This is a genomic window from Kitasatospora sp. HPM-01-4 (genome assembly GCF_051374625.1).
GTDB lineage: Bacteria > Actinomycetota > Actinomycetes > Streptomycetales > Streptomycetaceae > Kitasatospora.
In genome coordinates this window covers 2,741,613-2,756,082 of the sequence record NZ_JBPQGP010000005.1, presented here as the reverse complement: position 1 = coordinate 2,756,082, position 14,470 = coordinate 2,741,613, and the positions used below count along the sequence as shown (strand labels likewise).

12 protein-coding genes and 1 pseudogene are annotated in these 14,470 nt (G+C 72.9%); 5 read left to right on the top strand and 8 right to left on the bottom strand.

The window, feature by feature from the left end; genetic code table 11:
- Positions 1–2 precede the first annotated feature (2 nt).
- The 3 genes and pseudogenes from ACSMTC_RS11720 to ACSMTC_RS11710 all read right to left on the bottom strand — a co-directional run bounded on the left by ACSMTC_RS11720 (position 3) and on the right by ACSMTC_RS11710 (position 3,288).
- The gene (locus ACSMTC_RS11720; RefSeq protein ID WP_436559608.1) at positions 3–758 is read right to left on the bottom strand and encodes a TIGR04222 domain-containing membrane protein; all 756 of its coding nucleotides are present in this window, start codon (positions 756–758) and stop codon (positions 3–5) included.
- 80 nt (positions 759–838) lie between these two features.
- Positions 839–1,954, bottom strand: a complete 1,116-nt coding sequence (locus ACSMTC_RS11715; RefSeq protein ID WP_436559607.1) for a TIGR04222 domain-containing membrane protein — start codon at positions 1,952–1,954, stop codon at positions 839–841.
- A 58-nt stretch (positions 1,955–2,012) separates the two neighbouring features.
- A pseudogene (locus ACSMTC_RS11710) lies at positions 2,013–3,288 on the bottom strand (MbnB/TglH/ChrH family RiPP precursor modification enzyme).
- 282 nt (positions 3,289–3,570) lie between these two features.
- On the opposite strand from ACSMTC_RS11710, the gene ACSMTC_RS11705 reads away from it, so the two are divergent.
- Positions 3,571–4,491, top strand: a complete 921-nt coding sequence (locus ACSMTC_RS11705) for a GNAT family N-acetyltransferase (RefSeq protein ID WP_436559606.1) — start codon at positions 3,571–3,573, stop codon at positions 4,489–4,491.
- Positions 4,492–4,516: 25 nt separating this feature from the next.
- Here ACSMTC_RS11705 and ACSMTC_RS11700 read toward each other — a convergent pair whose 3' ends face one another.
- The 5 genes from ACSMTC_RS11700 to ACSMTC_RS11680 all read right to left on the bottom strand — a co-directional run bounded on the left by ACSMTC_RS11700 (position 4,517) and on the right by ACSMTC_RS11680 (position 10,327).
- On the bottom strand, positions 4,517–6,691 hold the full coding sequence (locus ACSMTC_RS11700; RefSeq protein WP_436559605.1) for a restriction endonuclease: 2,175 nt from the start codon (positions 6,689–6,691) through the stop codon (positions 4,517–4,519).
- 299 nt (positions 6,692–6,990) lie between these two features.
- Positions 6,991–7,395, bottom strand: a complete 405-nt coding sequence (gene msrB / locus ACSMTC_RS11695; RefSeq protein WP_436559604.1) for a peptide-methionine (R)-S-oxide reductase MsrB — start codon at positions 7,393–7,395, stop codon at positions 6,991–6,993.
- Between the two features lie 21 nt (positions 7,396–7,416).
- Entirely contained in the window at positions 7,417–8,823 is a 1,407-nt protein-coding gene (gene murC, locus ACSMTC_RS11690) for a UDP-N-acetylmuramate--L-alanine ligase (protein ID WP_436559603.1), read from the bottom strand.
- A 125-nt stretch (positions 8,824–8,948) separates the two neighbouring features.
- Positions 8,949–9,407 carry an indole-3-glycerol phosphate synthase gene (locus ACSMTC_RS11685; RefSeq protein ID WP_436559602.1) on the bottom strand — a complete coding sequence of 153 codons (459 nt, stop codon included), beginning with the start codon at positions 9,405–9,407 and terminating at the stop codon, positions 8,949–8,951.
- A gap of 110 nt (positions 9,408–9,517) precedes the next feature.
- Entirely contained in the window at positions 9,518–10,327 is an 810-nt protein-coding gene (locus ACSMTC_RS11680; RefSeq protein ID WP_436559601.1) for a pyrimidine reductase family protein, read from the bottom strand.
- Between the two features lie 40 nt (positions 10,328–10,367).
- Between ACSMTC_RS11680 and zapE the strand changes: the two genes are divergently transcribed.
- From zapE to uvrB, 4 genes are read left to right on the top strand one after another with little or no spacing between them, the layout of a single operon-like run.
- Positions 10,368–11,465, top strand: coding sequence for a cell division protein ZapE (gene zapE / locus ACSMTC_RS11675; protein ID WP_436559600.1), 1,098 nt, complete (start codon positions 10,368–10,370; stop codon positions 11,463–11,465).
- Positions 11,466–11,514: 49 nt separating this feature from the next.
- Positions 11,515–11,895, top strand: coding sequence for a type II toxin-antitoxin system RelE/ParE family toxin (locus tag ACSMTC_RS11670; protein WP_436559599.1), 381 nt, complete (start codon positions 11,515–11,517; stop codon positions 11,893–11,895).
- Positions 11,892–12,200 (top strand): helix-turn-helix domain-containing protein, encoded by a 309-nt coding sequence (locus ACSMTC_RS11665; RefSeq protein ID WP_436559598.1) that lies wholly within the window; start codon positions 11,892–11,894, stop codon positions 12,198–12,200. The genes ACSMTC_RS11670 and ACSMTC_RS11665 overlap by 4 nt, the downstream gene beginning before the upstream one ends.
- Positions 12,201–12,249: 49 nt before the next feature.
- A complete protein-coding gene (gene uvrB, locus ACSMTC_RS11660; RefSeq protein ID WP_436559597.1) occupies positions 12,250–14,343 on the top strand; it encodes an excinuclease ABC subunit UvrB in 2,094 nt (697 codons plus the stop codon).
- Positions 14,344–14,470: the final 127 nt, after the last annotated feature.

Sequence of the window (14,470 nt, the reverse complement as noted above, 5' to 3'; positions counted from 1 at the left end):
GCTCAGTTGCGCAGGGCGGCGCGGAGGCGGGCGTCCTGAAGGGCGGCCGGGCCGACCATGGCGACGGCGGTGAGCAGTTCCCGCTCGGTGCCGGCGGGGTCGGGCCGGACCGCGTGGAGCACCTCCTGGCCGGCCTGGGTGGCCCAGCGGGTGTAGGGGTGGACGTCGACCCGGGCCATCAGCAGAGTGCCGCTGGTGAGCACCAGCGGCAGGGCGAACCAGGCGACGGCGGCCCCCGCGTCCGCGCTGTCGGGCGCCAGCGCCATGGACACCCCGAGCAGCAGCAGACTCAGCAGCAGTGCCTGCCGCACCTGCCGGACCGCCGCTGACGTGGCCTCCTGGACGACCGCCGGGGTGGCGAGCCCGGCCAGCACCAGCCGGCCGCCGATCTCCAGCACGGCCGGGTGGACGGCGAGTTGCTCGCGGAGCTCGGAGGTCCGGCACTGCCCCTCGGGGCCGATGCACTCGATCAGCGCGCGCTCCAGCCGGTCGCGGCCCTGCGGGTCGACCACGCTGGTCCAGCCGGTGTGTGCCAGGTGCAGGCGGCCCTGGGCGGCCATCAGCACCAGGGCGAGATCGACCACCCGGGCCGGGCCTCCGGCCAGATACGCGGTCTCGTACAGCCCGATCCCGGTGGCGTCGCCGGGCCGGCCGGTCTCGGCCCCGGAGAGCGCGTCCGCGGTTGCCGCGACCCTGACCAGCCGGAAGCAGGAGAGCGCGGCGGCGAGGCAAGCGGGTATCAGCAAGAGCAACCACATGGGGCTGTTTCTAGACCTGACGAGCCGTTCGCGGAAGTGAATTTCCGGTTCGCGATACCGAACTGTGACCGATCCGATGGTTAGGAACCGCAGCCGGAACCGCAACTGCTGGACGAACAGCTGCTGGAGGAGCAGCCGCTGGAGGAGCAGCCGCTGTGCCCCGACGAGCAGCCGCCGTGCCCCGAACCGTGGCCCGAGGAGCAGCTGTGGCCGAAGGCGCCGCCGTGTCCCGGGGAGGAGCCGCCGCCGCTCGACGATCCGCAGGACGAGCCGTGCGAGCCGCCGGACGGGCCGTGGGAGCCGTCAGGACCGCCGTCGGGCGAGGAGGACGAGCACCAGGCGACCGCCGCCGCGCCCGCGTCGGATCCGAAGCCCGCACCGGAGCCGTCCGCACCGCCGCCGACCGACGAGCGGGCCTGCTCCTTGAGGGCCCTGCGCAACTCCTCGTCCTCCAGGGACTCCACGCCCTCCAGCGCGAGCGCGCCCAGCACCACGGCGGTGGCCACGCCGGCTCCCACGACGGCCGGCCGCCACGGTGAGGAACCGGTCTTCATCAGGCTCAGCTGCCGCAGTCCGGCCGGAGTGACCCGGTCGCTGCCCGGCTTGGTCGCGGTCAGCCAGACCGCTCCGAGCAGCAGCAGCCCGAGGAAGGCGAAGAACGGCGGTGTGCTCGTGTCCCGCGCCGTCCCGGGCTGGGAGGCCCAGAGCGCGGTGGTCAGTACGGTCAGTACCAGGGTCGTCAGCAGCGACAGTTGCAGGAACCGCCGGGCCCGGACGGCGGCGCGGTACAGCTCGGGGCGCCGCATCAGCCCCCGCTCCGCCAGCCGGTCGCCGATCCGCTGGATCTCCGCGGAACGCATCACCGCCCGGCGCAGTACGGCCAGTTCGCGCTGCCGGCCGGGACCGGCGGCCCCGATCAGCACGGCTTCGGCCGGGTCTGTGGGTTCGGCGTCGGTCACGGTGGCCAGGCCGTCCCGGGAGACGATCAGCCGGCCCTCCTGCTGCATCCGGACGATCACCACCTCCGCCACCCTGGCCGGTCCGCCCGCGAGGAAGGCGGTCTCCGGCAGCGGCAGGCCGCGACCGGGCAGCCCCTGCGGATTCGGCACCCGGCGCATCCGCTGCAGCGCGCCGGACGTCCACAGGCCGGCGCCGACCGTCAGGATGGTGGCGGCGGCGAACTCGGTGTACCACATCTCTGTTCCCCCGTAGTCGAGTTGAACCACCGGGCGGAGTCCGTCCGGTCGGTGCCGGTCAGCCGTGGAAGCGGCGCCAGCGGCGGCGGGGCGGTTCGGCGGGCCGCAGCCAGCGCTCCAGGGCGGGCCGCCAGGGCGAGTTCGGGACGCCGACCGCGGCCCAGTCGACCGCCCACTCGGCGAAGGCCCGCGCGTCCGCCCGGTGGCCCCCGAGGGCCGGGCCCTGCTGTGCGTACCTGCGGAACAGCGGCTGGTACTGGTCACCGAGGAGCCGGGCGACCTCGGGCGCCACCCTGGCCACGGTGTCGCGGCGCTTGGCGAGCAGGACCTGGGACTGGACGCGTATCCGCTCCTGGTCGAAGCCCTCCGGCACCGGGCCGCCCGCGACCAGTGCGGACAGCAGCTCGGCCTGCCGCCGCGCCAGCCGCGCCCGGGCCACCACCAGCTCCGGATCGCCCGCCCTGACCAGGTACTCGAAGTGTTCAGACATGCTGCAAGGCCCCTTCCAGTACGGCGCGGATCGCGGCGAGCTCGCCCGCGAGCTCGGCCGGCGGCGGGTAGCGGTCGTCCCGTTCCAGCAGGACGCCGGGCGGCACCGCCCGCGCGCAGAGCCGGGCCAGGACCTCCAGTACGGGCTCGGTCACCGGGTGGGCGTGGGTGTCGTGCCAGACCCCGTCCCGCTCGATCCCGCCCGCCACATGGACGTAGGCGACGGCCTCCAGTGGCAGCCGGTCGAGTTCGGCGGCGACGTCCAGGCCCAGGTTGACCCGGTTGGTGTGCAGGTTGGCGACGTCGAGCAGCAGCCGGACGCCGGTCAGCTCGACCAGTTCGGCCAGGAACTCGCCCTCGGTGAACTCGTTCTCGGGCCAGCTGAGATGGGCCGCGATGTTCTCCAGCACCAGCGGTACCGGGAGTTCGCACTGGGCGATCCGGATGTTCTCCGCGATCACCCGCAGCGAGTCCCTGGTGCGCGGCACCGGGAGCAGGTGCCCCGCCTCGGTGCCGCCCGCCCGGACGAACGCCAGGTGCTCGCTGACCAGCGGCGCGCCCAGGGCCTCGGCCGCCGTGGCCAGCCGCGACAGCCGCTCGGCGTCGGGCGGTTCGGCACCGCCGAGGCCGAGCGCCACCCCGTGCGGGACCACGGTCACCCCGCGCTCCCTCAACACCCGCAGGGACTCGGGCGGTTCACCGGCACGCAGGTGGTCGGGGCAGAGGTTCTCGGCGACCACCTCGACCCAGTCGAGGCCGGGCAGCCGCTCCACCACGGTGTCGATCTCGGCCCGCCAACCGATGCCGACTCCCAGCCGGGGAAAGGTACGTGCAGCAGACGTCATAAGGATCCGCCCCCTTCGGAGGGCTCGCCGAACAGCGTCGGACGGAAATGTGGGGATCAGGAAAGGTGGGAAAGACGGGAAAAGGCGGAACAGTGGAATGAGCGGTACGTGTCATCGGACCGGGGAGCGCGTCGTCGCGCTCCCGCGCCTCATTGCTGAGGGTCTATCCCCGCGGGGCCGCTGCCAACCCGTAACCCGCCAACTCAGAGCTGAACTTGAGCTTTTCGGGGCCGCGGAAATTCAGCGGCGCCGAGCCGGTCCACCGGCTAGCTTCGGTCTCCTATGACTCTGACGATACGTGACTTCCGAAGCGAGGACGCCGAGGCGGCCTCCGCCGCGTACAGCGCGGGCCGCCCGCACCTGCTGATGACCCCCGAGGCCGTCCGCTGGGTCGTCGCCGAGGCCGCCCCCGACCGGCACTACCGGCTGCTGCTCGCCGAACTGGACGGCCGGGTGGTCGGCGCCGCCCGCTGCACGGTGCACGCGGACGCCGACGTGAAGGGCCAGGGCGGCGCCAACATCAGCGTGCTGCCCGAGTACCGGGGCCGGGGTGCGGGCGGGGCCCTGCTCACGGCGGCGGAAGGGCATCTGACGGCACACGGGGTGACCCGGGTCCACGCCTGGGTGGACGACGAGCCCGGCGCGCGCCGTTTCGCCGAGCGCCGCGGCTACCGGGCCGGACGCACCGCGCACTTCGGCCACCTCGACCTCACCGCCGGCCTGCGCCCCGTCCCCGGGACGCCGCCGGGTGTCGAACTGCGCACGGGCGAGGACTACGTGGACGACCCGCACCCGCTCTACCTGCTGGACATCGAGGGCGGCCGTGACGAGCCCGGCGACCTGGGCGCGGCCGACCGCGGCTACCGGGACTGGCTCGCCGAGTTCTGGAACCGCCCCGACCTCGACCGCGGCCTCACCACCGTCGCCGTCCTGCACGGCAGGCCGGCCGCCCTGGTGGCTGTCCAGACCGACGGCGCCCGGCGCTACTGGTCCGCCTTCACCACCACCGCCCCCGAGTACCGGGGCCGCGGCCTGGCCAAGCTCGCCAAGACCCACTCCCTGCACCGCGCCCTCGCGGCCGGCTGCACCGACGCCTACACCAACAACGACGCCACCAACGCGCCGATGCTCGCGATCAACACCTGGCTGGGGTACCAGCGCTGCGCGAGCGAGTGGAAGTACGTCAGGGACCTGGAGGGGTAGTGCTTCCGCGGCGCCGGGGCCCGGCTCAGGAGACGTCCACGCCATGGGCGCGGACGAGGCCGGCCAGGCCGTCGGCCCAGCCCTGGCCGACCGCGCGGAGCTTCCAGACCTCGTCCGGCGTGCCCGCCCGGTAGCGGTACAGCTCGGCGACGATCATGGCCGAGACCGCCGGGTCGGCCGGCGGCCGGAAGGCCCAGGCCGAGCCGCCGGCCCCGTGCACCTCCAGCAGCGCGTCACGCAGCTCGGCGCAGGTGACGCCCGAGTCGGTGTCCATGTTCACCGACACCGCCACCCGGTGGACCGCCGCCGGCAGCGAGGGCAGCCGGACGGTGGCACCCTCGGTGCTCCGGCCGTCCGAGGCCTGCCTGGGAAGCAGCGCCACGGCACCGCGCTCGGCGCTGGGCTGGTGGTAGAAGACGAAGTCCCCGTCGCCGCGGACCGTGCCCTGGGCGGTGAGCAGGAGCAGCGTGAGGTCGGCCTCGGCTCCGGCGGAGCCGAACCGCACCGACAGCTCGGCGAGTTCGGCGGCCGGCAGGACCACGTTCGCGCCGGGCGCGAGCAGTACCGGTTCGGCGGCGGCCCCGGCCCGGGCCGGTACGGGCTGCGCCGGAACGGACACCGTGGCGGGGCCGAGCCGCCCCGGCAGGCCGTTCTCCCTGAGCAGCTGGACCAGCATCGGTCCGTCGATCAGGGTCAGCGGCTTGCCCTCGACCCAGCGGCGCGATCCGGGGCCGAAGCCCGAGGTGGTCACCAGGATGCCCTTGTTGGCGCCGAAGTGGGCCATGGTCGCGTCCAGGTCGCGGACGGCGGTCGGGCTGACCGTCTTGCGGTAGCGCTTCGCCTGGATCACGTACAGGCCGCCGGTGATCGGGTCAGGGTTCTCGGCGATGACGTCCACGCCGTCGTCCCCGCTGCGCTCGGTGGTGCGGGTCTGGTAGCCGAGCCGCCGGAACAGCTCGGCGAGCAGCTTCTCGAAGTCCAGCGGGTCCATCTCGAAGAGGTCGGGATCCTCCGCGGAGGCGTCCGCCCGGAAGGTGCCGACCTCCTCGGTGAGCCGTTCGGTCCGTACCGGCTCCGACTTCTCCGGCCGGGGCGAGAGACGGCCGCGCAGACCGTGCTCCAGGCACTCGACGGGATCGACCCGGTCGAGCGCGACCGCGCCGAAGACCGCCCGCTCGACCGCCACCGAGACCAGGTAGCGCTGCTCCTGGCGCCCGGTGGCCGGGTCGACCGCCTCCAGGTAGCCGTTGAACACCACCGAGGCGAGGCGCTCGCCGGCGTCCGCCAGGAACAGCTCGGCGAGCACCCGCAGCGCGCACTGCGCCAGCACCTCGCGGTAGACCGCCCTGCGCTCGGTGGCGGACCTGGCGACCTCGCTCTCCTGGTCGGTGGACTTCACGTAGCGGTACCTGGCGACCTCGGGGACCACCTCGAAGCCCGGCAGCCGCCAGTCCACGACGAGCTGGCCCGCGGCCTCGTCCCAGGCGGCCGCACAGTCCTGCGGGAACCCCTCGGGCCAGTCCTCGCGCCAGCCCAGCGCGGTCTCGAAGAACTCGGCCACCGCGTCCGCCGAGCCGCCGCGCAGTTCGGCGGCCAGCCGGGCGGCCTGCTCGGCGTGGCCGGCCGAGGCCCGGCGGCGCTCGGCGGCCCAGGCCTCGTACTGCGCCCGGTACCGGTCGAGCTGCCGCCGCCGCTGCTCCTCGGCGGCCTGGGCGGCGTGCCAGTCCTGCTCGAACCTGGTCTGCGCATGGGCGACCTGCTCGTCGTACTGGCGCCGGGCGGTCGGGTTGAGGGCCTGCACGCCCGTCAGCGGCGGCACCAGGTAGCGGGAGCGGTCCGGCATCGGGACCGGGTTCCCGAGCGGGCCGGGGTCGAACGGCGGTACCACGACCGGGCGTTGCAGGTCCGTCAGCGCGAACACCGGCCCGCCGAGCCCGCTCCGGAGCACCCCGCGCAGCGCGGCCACCCGCTCCTCCAGCTCGGCGGTGCGCCGGGCGGCGTCCGCCTCGCGGCCCTGCTGGTACGCCCGCAGCGCCTCCTTCTGCCCCTGCGCGGCGGCCCGCTGGGCCTCGCGCTGCTCGCGCTCGTACTGCCGCTGGGCGGCCACCGCGGCCCGGCGCTGCTCCTCCCGCTGCCTGGCCTGCTGGCGCTGCGCCTCGGCCAGAACCGCCAGTACCCCCGAGCTGCGTCGCCGTGCCACCGTGGTCCTCTCTCCCGCCCCTGACAGAAGATCAGTCTCTCAGACGGGCAGCGGCGCCGGAGCCGGGACCGGACGCACCCCGGGCAAGGGAGAACCCCGGCCGCGCGGTGCCCGCGCAGCCGGGGTTCCAGTGCACTTAGACCGACCGGCAATAGGGCCCGCGGCGTCGCGTGCCGACAGCTCTCGCCTGAACGCACATCCCTCGTCGCGCGCAGCGCCGCTGCGCTCTCCTCACGATGCACGCCCAGACTCGGCTCTCACCCCGCTCCTTCACCCACGCTCCCTATCGCCGGGCGGTCTTACTCGGCCGGCCTGAGCCGCAGCGAGATGCTGTTGACGCAGTACCGCTGGTCGGTCGGCGTACCGTACCCCTCGCCCTCGAAGACGTGCCCGAGGTGCCCGCCGCAGCGCGCGCAGCGGACCTCGACCCGCCGCATGCCGTGCGACTCGTCGGCCAGGTACTCCACCCGGTCCTCGGCGAGCGGCGCGTAGTACGAGGGCCAGCCGCAGTGGCTGTCGAACTTGGTCTCGCTGCTGAACAGCTCGGCGCCGCAGGCCCGGCAGCTGTACACGCCCACCGTCTTGGTGTCGGTGTACTCACCGGTGAACGGCCGCTCGGTGCCCGCCTGGCGGAGCACCTGGTACTCCTCGGGGGTCAGCTGTGCGCGCCACTCGGCGTCGGACTTCTCGATCTCGTAGCTCATCGCGGGCTCCTCGTCCGTCGGTCAGGCGTCAGTGGAAACGCCGGCGAGGTGGCGGAGGATTTCCGGGCCCAGGTTGGTGACGTCGCCGGCACCCATGGTGAGCAGCAGGTCGCCCGGCCGGGCCAGGGAGGCCAGCAGTGCCGGGGCGGCGGCGAAGGAGTGCTCGGCGCTGACCTCGGCACCGGCCCGGCGGGCGGCGTCGATGATCAGCTCGCTGGTGACGCCGGGGATCGGGTCCTCACGGGCCGGGTAGATGTCGAGCACCACCGAGGAGTCGGCCAGCGCCAGGGCCTGGCCCATCTCCTCGGCCAGCTGCTGGGTCCGGCTGAACAGGTGCGGCTGGAAGACCACCAGCACCCGGTTGCCGTCGGCCGCCTCGCGGATGGCCTCCAGGTCGGCGGCCATCTCGGTGGGGTGGTGGGCGTAGGAGTCGATCACCTGGACGCCGGCCGTCTCGCCCTTGAGCTGGAGGCGGCGGCGGACGCCGGTGTAGCTGCCGATCGCCTTGGCCAGGTCCTGGGCGGGGATGCCCAGCGCGATGCCGGCGGCCAGCGCGGCGACGGCGTTGTGCGCGTAGTGGCGGCCGGGGACGGAGACCGTGAAGGTCAGCTCGGCGCCGTCGAGCTCCACGGTGACCTCGCTGGTCATGCCGCGCGGGACCACCGAGAGCACCCGGAGGTCGGCGTCCTCGGCGGCGCCGACGGTGACCACCTTCAGCCCGTCCCGGCCGCGGACCCGCGAGGTCAGCTCACGGGCGCCGGGGTGGTCGGCGGAGATCACCAGGGTGCCGCCGGCGACGATCCGGCCGACGAAGGTCTCGAAGGACTCGTAGATCTCGTCCATCGACGCGTAGTTGGCGTGGTGGTCCAGCTCCACGTTGAGGATGATCGCCACCTCGGGCGCGTACTTGTGGAAGCTGCGGTCGCTCTCGTCCGCCTCGGCCACGAAGATGTCCCCGGCGCCGTGGTGGGCGTTGGAGCCGGGCGCGTCCAGGTCGCCGCCGATCGCGTACGAGGGTTCCAGGCCCAGCTCGGCGAGGCTGACGGCGAGCATGCTGGTGGTGGTGGTCTTGCCGTGGGTGCCGGCGACGGCGAGCGCCCGGCGGCCGCCCATCAGGGCGGCCAGCGCGTCGGAGCGGTGCACGACCGGGACGCCCCGCTCGCGGGCGGCGGCCAGCTCGGGGTTGTCGTGCCGGATCGCGCTGGAGACCACCACGTTGCTGGCCCCGAGCGGGAGGTTCTCGGCGGCGTGGCCGACGTGGACGTCCGCGCCGAGCGCGCGCAGTGCCAGCACGGTCTCGGACTCCTTGGCGTCGCTGCCGGAGACCTTGGCACCGCGGATCGCGAGGATCTTCGCCAGCCCGGACATACCGGCGCCGCCGATGCCGATGAAGTGCGGGGCGTGCAGGTCGTGCGCGACGTCGTTCAAGGCGTGCTCCGTACGGAAATCGGCCCGGCGGGCGTGGCCGAGTGGGGCCGGCTGGCATGACAGAACGCGAACCGTCCTCGCGGGCGGTCCGCAAGGACGATTCTGCCCTACCGGGGCGGGGGCCTTCAGGAGTCGCTCGCGAACAGCTTGAGGACCGGGACGCCGACCTTGTGTCTCGCCTGGGAGGCCCAGTCGCGGTGGAAGAACTCCTCGACGAAGTGCGGGGAGGTCAGTACCAGGACCTCGTCGGCGGTGCTCTGCTCGACCACCTCGCGCAGCCGCTCCAGCGGGTTCTCCTCGACGACCTCGCCGCTCGCCTCGGCTCCGGCCTCCCGCAGGTGGCGCAGGCTGTGCTCCAGGGACTCGCTCGCGACGGTGGGGGCCTGGGACTCCTCGCGCTCGCGCACCGCCTTGTCGAGGTGGCCGAGGGCGACGTCGTCCAGGGCGCGGAGCAGTTCGTCCTGCTTGCCGCGGGGCTGCATCAGGACGACGAAGGAGACCTGCTCATCGCCGTGGAGCGTGGTCACCAGGTCCACGTCGGCGTCGGAGAGCGCTTTTTCGATCATCAGTACCGTCTTGAACACGTGAGTCCCTTCGCAGTTGCGATCCCCCGGGTGCGGCTCCCCCCTCATAGTGCCCGGCGGACGCTTTCCTCACGCTGCACACGTGCCACATGGGCCACGCGCAGGCCGGGTCACCCGGCCGAGGCCGGAGCCCGGTCCGCAACGGGCGGGGAGGCCGGATCGGCCGAGCGCAGATACCGGGTGAAGAGGAAACCTTCCTGCTCCATCAATGACACCAGCCGCATCCGCTGCACGCCAGGCATTTGCCCGCCCTGCGCGATCCTCGGCGCATCGCCGCCGGTCAGCAGCGGGGCCAGCGACAGGCAGAGCTCGTCCAGCAGCCCGGCCGCCGCCAGTTCGCCCAGCAGCCGGGGGCCGCCCTCGGTCAGCTGCCGGGTCCAGCCCCGCTCGGTGAGCGCGGCCACCGCCCGGCTCGCGTCCACCGACCGCTCGCCCGCGACGACCACGTCCGCGACCCCGGCCGCCGCCCGGCGGGCGGCGGCGGGGGAGTCCTCGGTGGTGATCACCACGGTGCGGACCACGGGCTCGGTGAACAGCGACGCGGCGAAGTCGAGTTCCAGGCTGCGGGAGACGATCGCGATGGCCGGCGCCGGGGCCTGCCCGGCCGCCCTGCGGGCCGCGGCGAAGTCCGCCCGGGCCCGGGCCGGGCGGTACCCCTCGGCGCGGACCGTCTCGGCACCGACCAGCACGACGTCCGCCAGCGCCCGCAGCACACCGAAGATCCGCTTGTCGGCGTCCCCGGACAGACCCTCGGAGAGCCCCTCCAGCCGGGCGCTCCCGTCCAGCGAGGCGACCATGTTCGCCCGCAGCCAGGCCCGGCCCCGCCGGACCTGCTCGGGGTAGGCGTACACGGCGGCCAGCTCCTCCAGGGACCGGACGTCCTGCTGGGGCGGGCCGGACGGGCTGATGAGTTGATGCATGGCGCAGAGTCTTCCACGGGGGCGCGTACCCTTTACTGACGTGCCCGCTGCCTCACACCCCGACACCACGGCCGCCCAGGCGACTGCCGGCGCCATAGCCACCGCCGGACCGGTCGCCCTCACCGACCGCCGGCCCGTCGTGCCCGCCGAGCGGCTGGTCGCCGAAATGGTGCCGCCGCCCCGCTTCGCCGACGTCAGCTTCGGCAGCTACCTGCCGGACAGCTCCCAGCCCAGCCAGTACGAGGCCGTCCAGGTGCTGGAGCAGTTCGCCGCCTCGCTCAACAACGCGGGCGCCGCGCCCAAGCGCGGCTGGTTCCGCCGCTCCGCCCCCGTGCCCAGCGGCCCCGCCGGGATCTACCTCGACGGCGGCTACGGCGTCGGCAAGACCCACCTGCTCGCCTCGCTCTGGCACGCCACCCCGGGCCCCAAGGCCTTCGGCACCTTCGTGGAGCTGACCAACCTGGTCGGCGCGCTCACCTTCCGGGGCGCCGTGGAGACCCTGTCCGGGCACCGGCTGCTGTGCATCGACGAGTTCGAGCTGGACGACCCGGGCGACACCGTGCTGGTCTCCACCCTGCTCAGCCGCCTGGTGGAGAACGGCGTCAAGCTCTGCGCCACCTCCAACACCCTGCCCGAGAAGCTCGGCGAGGGCCGGTTCGCCGCCGCCGACTTCCTGCGCGAGATCCAGGGACTTTCGGGGCACTTCCGCCCGGTGCGGATCGACGGCCAGGACTACCGTCACCGCGGCCTGCCCGATGCCCCGGCCCCGTACAGCGACGAGACCGTCACCGAGCGGGCCCAGCGCACCCCGGGCGCCGCGCTGGACGACTTCGACGCCCTGCTGGAACACCTCAAGGCCGTCCACCCCAGCCGCTACGGCGCCCTGCTGGACGACGTCCAGGCGGTCTTCCTGCGCGGCGTCCACCAGGTCGACGACCAGTCCACCGCGCTGCGCCTGGTGGTCCTCGCCGACCGGATGTACGACCGCGAGCTGCCCATCACCGCCTCCGGCCTCCCGTTCGACCAGGTCTTCACCGAGGACATGCTCTGCGGCGGCTACCGCAAGAAGTACCTCCGCGCGATATCCCGCCTGGTCGCCCTGGCCCGCGACAGCTCGAAGCCGACCGGAACGGCGTGACCTCCGCCCGCTCCGGGCGTTGATCCTCCGGCCGAGCGAGGGGAGGCGCATGACAGGCGCGACATGCCGGACGGCCTACACGATCGAGATCGAGCCGGAGGTACGTCTGTGGCTCCGGAACTGCTCGCTCGGAGAGTACCGCGCGGCCGAGCGGGTGGCTGATCGGCTGGCCGGGGACGGCGAGATGCTGCCGTTTCCGCTGTCCAGCCACCTGGGCGGGCCGCTGCGGGAGCTGCGGATCGGGCCTATGCGGGTCGCCTATCGGCTCGCACCCGGTCGCAGGGCTGTATTGCTGACGGTGTTCCGGAAGACTAGGAGCCGCGAGACCGAGCAGGTCGAGCGGGCACACCGGGCTCAGAAGGTGTGTGAGGCGGAGCACGCGCCTGCCGGCGACCACGATGTCTTCGACCGGGACGAGGAGGAGCGATGAGCAGCGGCTACCACACGCGCTGGGTTGTGCCGCCCGAGCACCGCGAGAGCGAGGAGTACCTTGCGGCCGGCCGCCGGATGGCGCTGGCCGAGGCCGTGTACGCCCGGCGCTCGGTGCTCGGCTGGAGCGCGGCTCAGCTCGCCGAGCGGGCCGGGCTGAGTGAGGCGGAGGTCGAGAGCATCGAGGAGAGTGGCGTCGACCCGACCCTGCCATTGATCGAGAAGCTCGCCACGGCGCTTGACGTGGAGGTCCGTTTCGACCCGGCCCGGGAACCGACGATCAGGTTCGAGGCCCACGCGGCCTGAGCCGGGCGTAGCGGTCCGGGTTGTCGGTGGCGGGTCGTACGGTGGACTCGTGCGACCCATCACGAGTATCGAACGGACAGTGGCGCCCTTCGAGGTCGTCAGCCCCTACCAGCCCAGCGGCGACCAGCCGACGGCCATCGCCGCGCTGGAGCGCCGGATCCGCGCGGGTGAGAAGGACGTCGTCCTGCTCGGCGCCACCGGCACCGGCAAGTCGGCGACCACCGCCTGGATGATCGAGAAGCTCCAGCGGCCCACCCTGGTGATGGCGCCGAACAAGACCCTGGCCGCCCAGCTGGCCAACGAGTTCCGCGAGCTGCTTCCCAACAACGCGGTCGAGTACTTCGTCTCGTACTACGACTACTACCAGCCCGAGGCGTACGTCCCGCAGACGGACACCTACATCGAGAAGGACTCCTCGATCAACGAGGAGGTCGAGCGCCTGCGCCACTCGGCCACCAACTCGCTGCTTACCCGGCGCGACGTGGTCGTGGTGGCGTCCGTGTCGTGCATCTACGGCCTGGGTACCCCGCAGGAGTACGTGGACCGGATGGTCCCGCTCAAGGTCGGCGAGGAGATCGACCGGGACGCCCTGCTGCGCCGCTTCGTGGACATCCAGTACACCCGCAACGACGTCGCCTTCACCCGCGGCACCTTCCGGGTCCGCGGCGACACCGTCGAGATCTTCCCGGTCTACGAGGAACTCGCCGTCCGGATCGAGATGTTCGGCGACGAGATCGAGGCGCTCTACACCCTGCACCCGCTCACCGGCGAGATCATCAGCCAGGACGACTCCGTCTACGTCTTCCCCGCCTCGCACTACGTGGCGGGCCCGGAGCGGATGGAGCGTGCGGTCAACGGCATCGAGAAGGAGCTGGAGGAGCGCCTGGCCACCCTGGAGAAGCAGGGCAAGCTGCTGGAGGCCCAGCGCCTGCGCATGCGCACCACCTACGACATCGAGATGCTCCGTCAGATCGGCACCTGCTCCGGCGTTGAGAACTACTCGATGCACTTCGACGGCCGCGAGCCCGGTACCGCCCCCAACACGCTGCTCGACTACTTCCCGGAGGACTTCCTCCTGGTGATCGACGAGTCGCATGTGACGGTCCCGCAGATCGGCGCGATGTACGAGGGCGACGCCTCCCGCAAGCGCACCCTGGTCGAGCACGGCTTCCGGCTGCCCTCGGCGATGGACAACCGCCCGCTGAAGTGGGAGGAGTTCCTGGGGCGGATCGGGCAGACGGTCTACCTCTCGGCGACCCCGGGCAAGTACGAGCTCTCCCGCGGCGACGGCGTGGTCGACCAGATCATCCGCCCGACCGGCCTGATCGACCCCGAGGTGATCGTCAAGCCCACCGAGGGCCAGATCGACGACCTGGTGCACGAGGTCCGCAAGCGGGTCGAGCGGGACGAGCGCGTCCTGGTCACCACGCTGACCAAGAAGATGGCCGAGGACCTCACCGACTACATGGTCGGCCTCGACATCCGGGTGCGGTACCTGCACAGCGACATCGACACCCTGCGCCGGGTCGAGCTGCTGCGCGAGCTGCGGGCCGGCGAGTACGACGTGCTGGTCGGCATCAACCTGCTCCGCGAGGGCCTGGACCTGCCCGAGGTCTCCCTGGTGGCGATCCTGGACGCGGACAAGGAGGGCTTCCTGCGCTCCGGTACCTCGCTGATCCAGACCATCGGCCGCGCCGCCCGGAACGTCTCGGGCCAGGTGCACATGTACGCCGACAAGATCACCCCGGCGATGGAGCTGGCGATCGAGGAGACCAACCGCCGCCGCGCCGTCCAGCAGGCGTACAACGAGAAGAACGGCATCGACCCGCAGCCGCTGCGCAAGAAGATCGGCGACATCCTGGACACCCTGGCCCGGGAGGACATGGACACCGAGGAGCTGCTCGCCACCGGGTACCGGGGCTCCGCCAAGGGCAAGGGCGCGCCGGCGCCCGCGCTGGGCGCCGGCCGCAAGCCGGCCAAGAGCCTCCCGGCCGCGGAACTCGCCGATCTCATCCAGCAGTTGACGGACCGCATGCACGCCGCCGCGGCGGAGCTGCAGTTCGAGGTCGCGGCCCGGCTTCGGGACGAGATCGGTGAGCTGAAGAAGGAGCTGCGCCAGATGCGCGAGGCCGGTCTGGCCTGACTTGGTCCGCCCGCCGGGGTCTCGGCCCCAGCGTGAGCGGGTAGGCCATCGACAGCCGAGTACCCGCAGGCCATAGGCTGGCCCGCGGGTACTCCCTCGCGGGCGCGGGGCCTGTGCGGGCACCGGC

What these genes read in the sequence shown, in the direction of transcription:
- ACSMTC_RS11715 (WP_436559607.1), bottom strand. Translation starts at nt 1,954, where the DNA reads ATGTGGTACACCGAGTTCGCCGCCGCCACCATCCTGACGGTCGGCGCC.
- ACSMTC_RS11665 (WP_436559598.1), top strand. Translation starts at nt 11,892, where the DNA reads ATGAGCAGCGGCTACCACACGCGCTGGGTTGTGCCGCCCGAGCACCGC.
- ACSMTC_RS11705 (WP_436559606.1), top strand. Translation starts at nt 3,571, where the DNA reads ATGACTCTGACGATACGTGACTTCCGAAGCGAGGACGCCGAGGCGGCC.
- ACSMTC_RS11670 (WP_436559599.1), top strand. Translation starts at nt 11,515, where the DNA reads ATGACAGGCGCGACATGCCGGACGGCCTACACGATCGAGATCGAGCCG.
- ACSMTC_RS11720 (WP_436559608.1), bottom strand. Translation starts at nt 758, where the DNA reads ATGTGGTTGCTCTTGCTGATACCCGCTTGCCTCGCCGCCGCGCTCTCC.
- msrB (WP_436559604.1), bottom strand. Translation starts at nt 7,395, where the DNA reads ATGAGCTACGAGATCGAGAAGTCCGACGCCGAGTGGCGCGCACAGCTG.
- ACSMTC_RS11680 (WP_436559601.1), bottom strand. Translation starts at nt 10,327, where the DNA reads ATGCATCAACTCATCAGCCCGTCCGGCCCGCCCCAGCAGGACGTCCGG.